General features: G+C 42.5%; 13 protein-coding genes and 1 other annotated feature. Of the genes, 8 read left to right on the forward strand and 5 right to left on the reverse strand.

Features of this window, described 5'->3' with window-relative positions; all coding sequences use genetic code 11:
* Positions 1–78: 78 nt before the first annotated feature.
* Together AAEO50_RS11430 and AAEO50_RS11435 are read left to right on the forward strand one after the other, a co-directional pair.
* The gene (locus tag AAEO50_RS11430; protein WP_341983681.1) at positions 79–1,266 is read left to right on the forward strand and encodes a dicarboxylate/amino acid:cation symporter; all 1,188 of its coding nucleotides are present in this window, start codon (positions 79–81) and stop codon (positions 1,264–1,266) included.
* A 158-nt stretch (positions 1,267–1,424) separates the two neighbouring features.
* Positions 1,425–1,952, forward strand: a complete 528-nt coding sequence (locus tag AAEO50_RS11435) for a GNAT family protein (RefSeq protein ID WP_341983775.1) — start codon at positions 1,425–1,427, stop codon at positions 1,950–1,952.
* A 38-nt stretch (positions 1,953–1,990) separates the two neighbouring features.
* Here AAEO50_RS11435 and AAEO50_RS11440 read toward each other — a convergent pair whose 3' ends face one another.
* A complete protein-coding gene (locus tag AAEO50_RS11440) occupies positions 1,991–2,647 on the reverse strand; it encodes a TVP38/TMEM64 family protein (protein ID WP_341983684.1) in 657 nt (218 codons plus the stop codon).
* A 187-nt stretch (positions 2,648–2,834) separates the two neighbouring features.
* Between AAEO50_RS11440 and AAEO50_RS11445 the strand changes: the two genes are divergently transcribed.
* Entirely contained in the window at positions 2,835–3,323 is a 489-nt protein-coding gene (locus AAEO50_RS11445; RefSeq protein ID WP_341983686.1) for a BsuPI-related putative proteinase inhibitor, read from the forward strand.
* A 170-nt stretch (positions 3,324–3,493) separates the two neighbouring features.
* On the opposite strand, the gene AAEO50_RS11450 is transcribed toward AAEO50_RS11445, so the two are convergent.
* Entirely contained in the window at positions 3,494–4,267 is a 774-nt protein-coding gene (locus AAEO50_RS11450) for a hypothetical protein (RefSeq protein WP_341983688.1), read from the reverse strand.
* 512 nt (positions 4,268–4,779) lie between these two features.
* On the opposite strand from AAEO50_RS11450, the gene AAEO50_RS11455 reads away from it, so the two are divergent.
* The 3 genes from AAEO50_RS11455 (at position 4,780) to AAEO50_RS11465 (ending at position 8,743) form a co-directional block, all read left to right on the forward strand.
* Positions 4,780–5,955: an FtsW/RodA/SpoVE family cell cycle protein gene (locus tag AAEO50_RS11455; RefSeq protein ID WP_341983690.1), complete on the forward strand. Its 1,176-nt coding sequence runs from the start codon at positions 4,780–4,782 to the stop codon at positions 5,953–5,955.
* A gap of 54 nt (positions 5,956–6,009) precedes the next feature.
* Positions 6,010–6,215 (forward strand) — a binding site (T-box leader).
* A gap of 45 nt (positions 6,216–6,260) precedes the next feature.
* Entirely contained in the window at positions 6,261–7,949 is a 1,689-nt protein-coding gene (gene argS / locus AAEO50_RS11460) for an arginine--tRNA ligase (protein WP_341983692.1), read from the forward strand.
* A 212-nt stretch (positions 7,950–8,161) separates the two neighbouring features.
* Entirely contained in the window at positions 8,162–8,743 is a 582-nt protein-coding gene (locus AAEO50_RS11465; RefSeq protein WP_341983696.1) for a YqaA family protein, read from the forward strand.
* Positions 8,744–8,938: 195 nt separating this feature from the next.
* Here AAEO50_RS11465 and AAEO50_RS11470 read toward each other — a convergent pair whose 3' ends face one another.
* The 3 genes from AAEO50_RS11470 to AAEO50_RS11480 all read right to left on the reverse strand — a co-directional run bounded on the left by AAEO50_RS11470 (position 8,939) and on the right by AAEO50_RS11480 (position 10,543).
* A complete protein-coding gene (locus AAEO50_RS11470; RefSeq protein ID WP_341983699.1) occupies positions 8,939–9,841 on the reverse strand; it encodes a diacylglycerol kinase family protein in 903 nt (300 codons plus the stop codon).
* 187 nt (positions 9,842–10,028) lie between these two features.
* Positions 10,029–10,316 carry a hypothetical protein gene (locus tag AAEO50_RS11475; RefSeq protein WP_341983700.1) on the reverse strand — a complete coding sequence of 96 codons (288 nt, stop codon included), beginning with the start codon at positions 10,314–10,316 and terminating at the stop codon, positions 10,029–10,031.
* Between the two features lie 68 nt (positions 10,317–10,384).
* Complete coding sequence (locus AAEO50_RS11480; RefSeq protein WP_341983702.1) at positions 10,385–10,543, reverse strand: Lmo0850 family protein; 159 nt, start codon at positions 10,541–10,543, stop codon at positions 10,385–10,387.
* 520 nt (positions 10,544–11,063) lie between these two features.
* Here AAEO50_RS11480 and safA point away from each other — a divergent pair.
* Positions 11,064–11,684, forward strand: a complete 621-nt coding sequence (gene safA / locus AAEO50_RS11485) for a SafA/ExsA family spore coat assembly protein (protein ID WP_341983705.1) — start codon at positions 11,064–11,066, stop codon at positions 11,682–11,684.
* 107 nt (positions 11,685–11,791) lie between these two features.
* Positions 11,792–12,292, forward strand: coding sequence for a hypothetical protein (locus AAEO50_RS11490; RefSeq protein ID WP_341983707.1), 501 nt, complete (start codon positions 11,792–11,794; stop codon positions 12,290–12,292).
* Positions 12,293–12,403: the final 111 nt, after the last annotated feature.

Here is a 12,403-nt window from a genome sequence, read left to right on the forward strand (position 1 = left end):
TTTCCTCTTAAAATAATCTTCTTCCGGGTGTATAATCCTTCTATCGAAAACATTTGTACTTTCAAGGAGGACACCCAGATGAGAAAGCTTGGTTTACTGCCTAGGATCCTGTTGGGGATCGTGTTAGGTATTGTGATTGGTTCAATTGCACCAGAATGGATCGTGAAATTATTTGCCACGTTTAATGGACTTTTCGGTAATTTCTTAGGGTTCGCGATTCCATTAATCATCATAGGCTTCATTGCGCCAGGAATCGGTTCAATGGGTAAAGGTGCCGGAAAGCTGCTCGGGCTGACTACCGCACTCGCCTACGGCTCCACAGTGCTAGCGGGACTGCTTGCATATTCAGCTGCTAAGAGTATTTACCCATCTCTATTGGCAAATCAAACTTCTCAATCATTTGAAAATCCAGAAGAGGCTTTATTAAAAGGGTTCTTTACAGTGGACATGCCTCCGATTATGGGTGTAATGACGGCTCTCTTGATTGCTTTTACCCTCGGACTCGGAATGGCTGCCATTAAAGGAGACGCTCTCCAAAAGGGAATGAATGAGTTTAGAAGTATCATAGAACTTGTGATCGAAAAGATCATCATCCCTCTTTTACCGCTTCATATCCTTGGTATTTTCGCCAATATGACGCAGGGCGGCCAAGTCAGTGCCATCATGTCTGTCTTTGCCAAGGTTTTTGTGATGATACTTTTATTACATCTTTTCTTTTTGATTTTCCAATATACTGCTGCCGGCACATTGAGAAAACAAAATCCGTTTGTGATGATGAAGGGAATGCTTCCTGCCTATTTCACCGCACTGGGAACGCAGTCATCCGCTTCCACGATTCCTGTCACGCTCGAACGCACCAAGAAATTAGGTGTCAGGGAACGCATCTCTGATTTCTCTGTTCCGCTGCTTGCAACGATTCATTTATCAGGGAGCACGATCACTCTTGTGAGCTGTGCGATGGCGGTCATGTTCATCCAGGGAGAGGCTCTGCAATTCTCGCAGCTGTTTCCATTCATCCTTATGCTCGGCGTAACCATGATTGCCGCTCCGGGAGTTCCTGGCGGTGCCGTGATGGCCGCTCTCGGTCTGCTTGAGTCCATGCTCGGATTCGGTCCGACTATGACGTCACTCATGATTGCCCTATATCTGGCACAAGACAGCTTTGGAACTGCCTGCAACGTCACAGGCGACGGGGCTATCACGTCCATCGTGGACAAACTGACAAACAAGAAAAAAGCCGAAATTTCAAACGTAAAAGCAAGCTAACATCAAAGGCCCGTCCCTCGCCGCTTTAAAGCGGTGCCGGACGGGCCTTTTACTTGTAAAATTTGTGTTTTAACAGGAAACATATGTGCTCTTGTAGAATTAATATAAAAAACACAACAAAGGAGTGCACCTTTTTGAAGTCAACGAGCAAAAGAGTAATGCTTAGAAAGATAGAAGAGAAAGACCTTGAAACCCTTTGGAATTACATATACAAAGAAGCTTCCCCCCAATGGAAAAAGTGGGACGCCCCTTATTTCGAGCACAAACATCTTCCGTTCGAAGAGTATAAACACAAATTTCTTAACGAAATCGAGCAAAATCATGACAGCCAGCGAATCATTGAAGCAGAAGGAAAAATCATCGGAACCGTAAGCTGTTACTGGGAATACGAGCCGACAAGATGGCTAGAAGCAGGCATTGTCATCTATGACCCCGATTATTGGAATGGGGGCTACGGTACGGAAGCATTATCCCAGTGGGTCAATCATCTATTTGAAACGAAAGAGATCGGAAGGGTCGGCATCACCACATGGTCCGGGAATGAACGTATGATGAGAGCCGCAGAAAAAATCGGCATGAAGCTTGAGGGCAGGATGAGAAAATGCCGCTATTATAATGGTGTTTACTATGATTCAATTCGGATGGGCATGATCCGGGAAGAGTGGGATCCAAGCCAAAACCAATAAAACAAAAGGGGTGCACCAGTTCCGCAGTGCCCCCTCCTCTATTGATCATCCTTCGAGTCGCCAAACCAGAACTTCAATTTCTTTCTTGTTAGAAAAACAAGCAGGGAAAGGATGATGAACATCGCAACTGCCACATAGAGATGCATCCGGTCTTCACCGCTCAACCCTGAACCAAAGAACACGAATCCGATTGTCCCGGGGATGATCCCGATGGCAGTAGCCACGATATAAGGAAAGTAGCGCACTTTTCCAGCTCCCGCTAAATAACTGACTAAATCAAAATTCAAAAACGGCAGCAAACGGAGAATCAATATATAAAAGAAACTATTCTCCGCCATCTTTTCACGGACTTTGGTCATTTTAGACGAAGATTTCCTCCACAGCTTCATACCAATGAAGCTTGAAGTCACATACGCCACTGTGGCGCCGCCCAGCGCTCCGATGAAAATAAACACTATTCCGTTGTAAGGACCAAACGCCAGGCCGGCCGCAATCGAAAAAATAGAGGTCGGAAACAAGACCAATGGCCGGAACGTCAGAATCAGAATAAATACAATTGGTGCCCACCATCCAAACGCGACGATCCAATCCCTGATATCGTGCGGCCTGACTTCCCAAAAGCTGCGGCTGCCCCAGACAAAGATAAGGAGAAGGACAAAGAATCCGAGCATCTTTACGATTTCATTTTTTTTCATAGCTTTGCCTCCTATCCTTATCCGCTTATTTTTTTCCTGTTTTGTTCTTTCTTCCATTGTACTGCCCACTCATCATAAAACCAACTCATTCCCATTCATGGGTGATTGGTCTTACATTTATAATAAGGAACAAAGTAGTGAAACTTTTCAGTTATCTTTAAGTCTAATAGAATAGAGGTGATAGTACATGAAAAAGCTGATCATTGCACTGACAGGGGTCCTCGTCCTCGGCGGCTTAACCGGATGCGGAACCACTAAAGACCCGAAACCAAACGAGACGGAGACGAGCGGCACACCTGACTCAAATCAAGCAGAGAAAGGGATTGTTGCAGGCAGCATGGAACCTACTTTAATCAAGCTAGAGGAAAAAGACGGACAGCCAGTTTATGAATATAAGATCAAGAACCAGACAGAAAAAGAGAAAACATTTGTATTTTCGTCGGGGCAAACAATAGACTTCGAAGTAAAAAATGAGAAAGGGGAAGTCGTTTACCGGGACTCTGAAAACAAAATGTATACGCAGGCCATTCAAGAGATCACGCTAAAACAAGGGGAAGAATTCTCACGGAATGTCGTTCTCCCGAAGCTTGACAGCGGTTCATACACCCTGACAGTATGGCTGACAGCCAAAGGCGAAAGTAAGTACAAAATGGTGAAGGACATCCTCATCCCATAATAAAAAGGATTAATCCATGTAAAGAGGTTCATTCAACTTTAAAGGTTGATGAAGCCCTTTACGCAGGTTAATCCTTCTTTTTTTCAGATGAGGCAAGATAAGAGTACACTAGCTGCAAAATCGGATTTCATCACTATACTCTATTCACCATTTTTTTCGCTTGTGCCTGCCTATCGAATAGAGGAGTTCCAGCTCTTCGTTTTACGATCATAAACAAGCAAACCATTTGCAGGGGATTTACTGAATTGCTGATAATCTTCAATCATTTCATCCATGTTGAAATAGTCGCCAATCACCCAGATCGGTATTTCTATTTTCCCCCTGCTCACGATGGCCTTCTCAATGGAGATGACCATACCTTCCTTTATTTTCTCTTTAAACGAAGTGATGATTTGAGAACCGACATCCGGATACTGCTTTTCCTTTTTCATACCGAATAACCCTTTACCGCCTTTGACAGTTCCCAACTTCGCCGCTACCGTCGATCCCAATAGTTGATAGAAGTCATCAAAGTCCCGGTAATAAATTTTGTTAAACCATCCATCGTCGTGAGAAAGGTACGCATACCGGTTATTCAATTTAGAGTAGAACGGGGCATCGAGCGGCTGCTTGAGATGTCCCATATAGAGCAGCTCTGCAATTTCCTGGCCGTTTAATTCATTGACTCCCGCTTCTTCGTCGAAATCAATCCAGCAGAAATCACCGTAGCTGCCCACGCCATCATTTATGATTTTGTTCATGTCTTCCTGTTCTACATATTCAAGATGAGTGTGAATGTTAAAGGCTCCATGTTCATACTGATGCTTGATCAACAGTAAATTCCTTAGAGGCTGCGGGTTATTCAAAGCAAATTCTTGAAAATTGATTCCATAGGAAACAACATATTGCCGATCAATATTTTTATGTACATAGATGATATCTTTTGTTTGCTTATTTGACTTCAAAACATTCCCTCCATCTGATTTACACGATGCGTATCTAATAGTTTCTATTTTAGCAAAGAAATGAGGATATCGTTCTTTTCTATTTCATTTCAAAATGATGACAAAAGTCGCAGTAAATTGTAGAAAAAAGTCATTCGACAGGAACTGAAGCTTAATAAATCGTCTGAAATCTTATAAGTCCCGGCTGCAGAGAACAATGTGAAGTAACCATTAAAGTGTAAAAATGCTTGTTTTTTACAACTCTGTCTGTTCTAGCTAAATATCAGAGGAAATGTTACATTTGAACTCGGGACTTTCCCGCTCAGTCTTTCGAGAAGGTGAAATCCATGTAATATATGGAAAATAATTGAGGGATTATCTTTACAAATTCTTCTTTTTCTACTTATTCAACTGAACCACAGTATAAATATGTAGAAAAAAGAAGGCCCTTCCGGATGGCAGCCAGTAGAAATTTTCCTTCATTTCTATTAGACTAGGAATGTGAAATCTTACGAAATTCAGGTGAAATGATTATGGAAACTCGCCAGCGTTTTGCTGATAAATTCGACTGGGGGCTTGTCTTTTTATTGATGATGTTTTTTATCGTCAGTGCTCTCGGGATAAGCAGTGCTCAAACCTCAGGTCAATATGGAACAAATTTTGTTATTCGACAAGCTTTTTGGTATGTAGTAGGGGGCATCATTATTGCAGTTGCCCTATTCTTTGATTCAGACCAGTATAAGCGCCTTGCTTGGTATATGTATGGCGCAGGGATCCTCCTGCTGCTTATACTACTGATTTCACCGGAAAGTATAGCTCCATATCGAAATGGAGCCAAGAGCTGGTTCATGCTCGGACCGCTCGGTTCTATCCAGCCTTCAGAATTCATGAAAACATTTCTGATTCTCGCTCTCGCCCGGGTGATCACGAACCATAATGAATTAACTACCCGGAAGACATTGCAGTCTGACTTTCAATTATTATTGAAGATCGGATTTACCACCCTTGTCCCGCTGGCCTTTATCATGAAGCAGCCGGATCTTGGAACGTCCCTTGTTATTTTAGCCATCATGACAGGGATCATCTTAGTTTCAGGGATAACCTGGAAACTGATCGTTCCTATTTATGCTTTTCTTGGAGTAATCGGGGGTATCCTTCTATCATTGGTTATTTGGGCTCCGGAATTTTTGGAAAAGTACACAGGTTTCGAACCTTATCAATTTGGACGGATCTATGCTTGGCTCGACCCTTATAACTATTCCAAGTTGGAAGGCTTCCATTTGATTAATTCATTAAATGCGATAGGGTCCGGTCAGATTTTCGGAAAAGGGTACAGCGACGGAGAAGTCTATATTCCGGAAAACCATACCGATTTTATCTTCAGTGTCATCGGTGAAGAATATGGATTCATCGGAGCAAGTGTTGTCATCAGTTTATTTTTCCTGTTAATCTATCATTTGACCAAAACAGCCCTGGATACGAAGGAACCATTCAATGCCTACGTATGCGCAGGGATCATCTCGATGATTACATTCCATGTTTTCCAAAACATCGGGATGACGATTCAGTTATTGCCAATCACGGGAATCCCGCTTCCGTTCATCAGTTACGGGGGAAGTTCCTTGATGGGGAATATGCTGGCTCTCGGTATTGTATTCAGTATGAGGTTCCATCATAAAACGTATATGTTCTCTTCAGAAGATTCATAAATTCACTGTTGTATTTTTCTCCAATATGTGTAAAATAATATCTAATCATATACAGGACATTCAGTGATGAAGAGAGTAATTCCAACGTGGATCTTGAAGCGAGCCAGGGATGGTGAAAGCCTGGTGTGAAGCCCGGAATGAAGCGCACTTCTGAGAAGTCTTTCTTGAATTTCAGTAGAGAAGGACCGGGTAAAACCGTTAATTTATGAGCGCCCTTCGGGAAAAAGAGTGGTACCGCGAGCACAAAACTCGTCTCTATATTTATATAGAGACGGGTTTTTTTATTTTATTCGGAGGTGTAAACGATGGATTTAAAGTTAGTATTAGCAAAAGAAATAAAATCCCAGGCTCTTTCAGCCTGGTCTGAAGAAGATATTTATACGTTAATTGAAACACCGAAGCATGCCCATCTAGGGGACCTTGCATTCCCATGTTTTAAGCTGGCGAACGAATGGCGAAAAGCGCCTGTTGTGATTGCAGAAGAACTTGCCCGGGAGCTTTCTTCTCCCCTATTTTCAAATGTTGAAGCAGCAGGTCCTTATGTAAATGTTCACTTTGATTCCGCCTTCGCCGGAAAGGAGATCGTCTCTTCCATTCTTGAGCAAGGAGTTCGATACGGTTCCCATTCATTCGGGAAAGGCAGAACCATTGTGTTAGACATGTCTTCACCGAACATTGCCAAACCCTTCTCCATGGGGCATCTGCGCTCCACTGTAATCGGGAATGCAATTGCCAATTTAGCAGAGAAATGCGGGTATGAAACCGTCAAAATCAACTATATCGGAGATTGGGGCACACAGTTTGGTAAACTGATCGTTGCTTTCAAAAAATGGGGAGATGAGGAGAAGGTAAAAGAAAACCCGATTGCTGACTTGTTTACTCTATATAAAAAATTTCACGAGGAAGCCGTTCAGGATCCTTCCCTGGAAGACGATGGCCGGAAAGCCTTTAAACTTCTGGAAGAAGGCGATGAAGAGATCACTAAACTGTGGAAATGGTTTAAAAATGAATCACTCGAGGCATTTAAAATCATTTATTCCCTGCTTGGAGTGGAGTTCGATTCCTATAACGGCGAAGCTTTCTTTAATGACAAGATGGAAGAAGTGGTGGAACTACTGAACGAACATCAGCTTCTTGAGACCTCGGAAGGTGCCAAGGTCGTGCGTCTGGAAGATGAAACCCTTCCCCCTTGTTTGATCAAAAAAACGGATGGAGCTACCCTTTATGCCACAAGAGATCTGGCAGCCGCTCTTTATCGCCAGCGTGAATATTCTTTTGATGAAGCGCTGTATGTGGTGGGACAGGAACAAACCGTCCACTTTAAACAAGTAAAAGGCGTGCTTGCACAGCTCGGATATGAATGGGCAAATGCCATGAAGCATATTCCTTTCGGGCTCTATTTGAAAGATGGTAAGAAAATGTCGACTCGTAAAGGCCGTGTCATCTTGCTTGAAGAAGTGCTCGGGGAAGCAATCACGATGGCCAGGGAAAATATCAAAAAGAAAAATCCCAACCTGAAAGAAGCTGCAGATGTAGCAAAGGAAGTCGGGGTTGGTGCGGTTATCTTCCATGATTTAAAAAATGACCGTCTGAACGATATCGAGTTCTCTCTCGAACATATGCTTACCTTTGAGGGAGAAACCGGTCCTTATTTACAGTACACGCATGCAAGAGCACAATCGATCCTGAGAAAAGCTGGTGTTTCCACTACTTTTACCTTTGACGGCCTGGACGACTCCTCCAGCTGGGAAGTAATCAAACAGCTGCGACTATTTCCGGAAACGGTTGAAAGAGCATGGAAGAACTACGCCCCTTCCATCCTTGCAAAATACCTGTTGGAGCTGGCCAAGTCGTTCAACAGCTACTATGGAAATTCAAAAATTATTAACAATGACCCAAAACAAGAATCCCGTTTAACACTCGTCTTCGCCGTTGCATCGGTTTTATCCCAAGGACTGAACCTTTTAGGCATCGGATCACCGCAGGAAATGTAGAAAACTCAAAATTCTTGTCATTATTTCCCGAGAAATGACTTATCTTTTTTTCGCTTTTAGCGACTTTCCGCTGCAAGGTCTCCTTTAATCATTATTATTAAAGCCAAACAGATATTTCATGACGCTCTACTTAAAAAATGATATACTTTCTTATGTTATTTAAAAAGATATGACGTTTGACTATATTTGCATGATGATAAAGGAGATATCTTATGTCTGAATTACTTCACTCTTTTGAGGCATGGCTGCTGGATTATGGGGTTTGGGGACTTATTCTTGTATCGTTCGCCGATTCATCTTTTTTCCCGATTCCACCAGATGTCCTATTAATACCGCTTGCTATCGCAAAACCGGAAAACGCCCTGCTTTACGCGCTATATACCACCGTTGCTTCAGTCATCGGTGCATTATTCGGCTGGTTAATCGGTAAAAAACTGGGACGGCCTATATTGGTATACTTCTTCTCTGAAAAAAGAATTCTGAAGGTAGAAGAATATTTCACAAAATACGGTCCCATGGCATTGCTGATCGCGGGGCTTACACCCGTCCCTTATAAAATCTTCACAATCTTTGCCGGGGTTTCCGGTGTAAAAATACGAGTTCTTGTCATTTGGTCGATTATCGGACGAGGCATACGCTTCTTCCTTGAAGGAGCCATCATATTAGCTCTCGGTGCCAAAGCAAAACCATTTATCGAAGAAAACTTCACCATGCTCACACTCGGAGCTGGCGGAGTGCTAATACTAGCATACATCATCTACCTGATCATCAGAAAGAAAAAACATACAGTTTAAACCTCAAAAGCGGAGGCGGCTTGCTCAGCCCCGACAAGCATAAGCTAAATGGGCCCGGAAGGCGTTCTTTGCCTTCTTGGACCATTTAGCTTATGACCTCGAGGGGCTAGCCGCCGGAGCTGGACGATCAAAAGCGGAGGCGGCTTACCTGTCCTCCAAAAACAAAGAGAGTATCGGAACAACCCCGATACTCTCTTATTTATCTTCCCCTACAATCAATCTCAAGTGGTGCTTCAGAACTTCGAGCGTTTGATTCTGTTCTTCATAAAGCTCTCCGTCCATATCCACCTTTTCTTTCTCGTCTAAATGTATATCTGCTGCAGGCGCCTGAATATGGATGATGTCATTAGTTGGATCACTTACTTCCCCTGTACTTCTTATCATGAAGAATTCCTTCAAAAGAGGAAAACCCGTTTTCTTCACCATATAAATATCGATCAATCCGTCTTCCAGGTCGATACTGGCAGGCAATGGATTTGCACCGATTGAACGTCCGTTTGCTGCGAGCAGCATCACTACCTCTTCCCTGTATACCTTCCCATTCGCCGTAATTGTAACGTTCAACAACTCAGGATCCTGAATGGACTGAAAGGCACTAATATAATAACTGAGCCTGCCAAGGACATTTTTAGAGCCCGCATCAATGTTGTCACTTGTTTTTGAAACCAGACCCGTTCCCCAGAAGTTGCTGAAATATCGGTCACCTGCTTTGACAATATCGATATCTTTTTCATATTGGGAGGCGGTGATGGTTTCGACGGCTTGTCCCATATTCATCGGGATGTTCAGGGAACGCGCGAAGTCGTTACATGTTCCCCCGGGAAGGATAGCGAGCTTAGGTTTTAAAGAAAGGCGTGCTAAACCATTAACGGCTTCGTGAACTGTACCGTCTCCCCCCATAATGACGACCAGATCATATTCTTGACCCGTCTCACGGCAGATCTTTTCAGCATCATCTTTGTCTTTGGTTTTATGGACCGTTAACGCATCACAAATATCCAATAAGGGCGGAGTGACTTCCATTAAATTAATTTCCAGCTCTCCGCGACCTGCTTTACCATTACAAACCAATAATATTTTTGAGTAGAAAATAGTCATCACGTCACCAACTTTATAGTTTTATCTTTCGATAGGCTGTTTCAGAAACCTTATAAAAAAGAGATAAAAAAAAGAGGCTGACCCAAAAAGATGAAATGATCACCCTTAAAGGACCAGTCCTTAATGAGCCTTCTAAGTCCGAGGAATGAAACGTCTAGACTTTCGTATTCTTGGGTCAACCTCTTTATTACGCTGTGTTCGACTCTTCTTCTTGACGGTTTTGAAGAATCGATCGATACGCGATCTGCAGACGGCCTTTAATATAGCTTTGCCCATCGCTGGCAATATGCGTGTTCTGCATCCGATGAAGTTCCATTTCTGCAAACATGGCCAGTGCTCGGGAAATCTGGTCCAGCGCCAAGTTGACACTGTGAAGATCAGAAGGTCGATCCCCACTCATACACCGGTATGAAATTTCATCCGCCTTCTTTCTGATTTCCATTAATGTCTGGACGTCAAACATTACTCTCTCCATACCATCCCCTCCTTTTCACTACTAATTAGTATATCGTGAAAAAAAGAGAATTATGTCTGTCCAACCTGTTATGAATCCTGAGTTAACGTCTTAGGTAATGGTTGATATTGCTTTAGTGATTGAAGAATCTCCCGTCTGGACTTTGTTTTTGAAATATTGACACCGACATTCGATAATTTGGTTATCACCTTTTTAAAGCGATCGTTCTCCTTTACCACGTTATTCACCTCTTCGATTAATTTCGTTATCTATTTGTACGTATGACATAAAAAAAGGTTTCACTTTATTGTAGTTGGTTTACCTATTCCCTATAAATGAAACAATAATCCTATTTTTTTGTTTTTTCTAGGTTCTTTTCGAAAAACACATTTTGAAAAGCTCTGCTGTTAAACACCGCTGTTGATTTCCGTGCAAGACTTTGCTTTCCGCGGGCGGCCGGTAAGCCTCCTCGCCGCTAAGCTCCTGCGGGTCAGAAAAGCGGAGGCGGCTCGCCCAGAGGCGACAAGCATAAGACAGGGCAGCCACAAAGGCGGTTTTTGTCTTTTTGGATGGCATGGCTTATGTCTCGAGCCTCTAGCCGCCGGAGCTGGACAGGTCTCACCTGTCTAGCTTTTCCCGCAGGAGTCTTCGTCTTGCACTACAATGAACAGCTGGAACCAGTTAAATACAACAATAATCTTTAACAGAGCTTTTTAAAAAAAGTTTTTTCCTAAGAATATTTCACTTTTAATTACACAATTTAAAAGCATGAAAACAAAATTAGCTATTATTATGGTCGCAATGTCCCTGGTCTTTGGCCTTACAGGAATCACTGGAGCACAAGCAGCTCAAAATTATTTTGTAAAGAAAGGAGACACTCTTTGGATAATCTCAAAGAAATTTCAAGTCGGTTTATCTGAAATTATTGAGGCGAACCCTCAAATACCGAACCCTGACTTGATTTATCCAAATCAAAAAGTACGCATACCATCGATCAAATCAATAAAATCTGTTGAACGACAAGTGATTGAACTTACCAATCAAGAAAGACAGAAAGCCGGTCTCTCTCCTCTTCAATTAGACTGGCAGCTGTCCAGAGTCGCACGTTATAAATCACGGGATATGAGGGATACAGGGTATTTCGCTCACAGAAGCCCTCAGTATGGTTCACCATTTGATATGATGAAGAGCTTCAATGTTCAATACAGCTCCGCTGGTGAAAATATAGCTGTCGGACAGACAAGCCCGGAACAAGTTGTAAGAGAATGGATGAACAGTCCCGGCCACCGTAAAAACATCCTCAACGGCACCTACACCTATATTGGGGTCGGGTATGCCAAAGGCGGTTCATACGGAACCTACTGGACACAAATGTTCATTTCAAAGTAAGCACTATCCCCCGGATTCCGGGGGTGTTTTTTGTTTCTACCATAATCCCCAGTAAAAGAGCATATATATCAAAGTAGACGAGCTCTTTTACAAAAAGGGGGAATTTTATGCTGTCCAAGAAGCGATATATGTATTATTTACTTATTTTCCTTTTATTTTTTTGTGGTTCTGGCAATGCCGTTTTCGCCAGCGATCCAATCATTGATTCCATTGATGAACATTTAAGTGAAGAAGCCTATTTCAAAAAAGGCACGGTTATTGTCAGGGATTTCGTTGATATCACCGGGGAAGTCATGATTAGTGAAGAGGAAACGGAAAGTGTAAAGATAAAGGCTTTGTACATCAGCTATACCGAACAAAGAGACCGTTTTTTCCATTTTACCAATAAAGAGATTTATTACTATGACCTAGATCATAACGAGCTGTTATCTTCAACTTCTGTGGTTTTAAATGATGATTTAAAATCTTTTATCGACACTCATAATGATGAATTAAACCGCTCGATCAACGGTCCTTCGCTGTTTCTGATTCTGTTTTTCATTTTTTCTTTCGTCATCATCGGACCTATCCTGACGATGGTATTTCACAGACCATCCTCGGAAAGATAAATTTAACATAAAGGTGTGCCGGTTCTATCCAGCACACCTTTTTTCAATTAACTTCCTCTGGATCTAAAGAATATTGCAGGCAATACTTCAAATAATAAAGATTGTACTGCC

This window comes from Rossellomorea oryzaecorticis (genome assembly GCF_038405515.1).
Lineage (GTDB): Bacteria > Bacillota > Bacilli > Bacillales > Bacillaceae_B > Rossellomorea > Rossellomorea oryzaecorticis_A.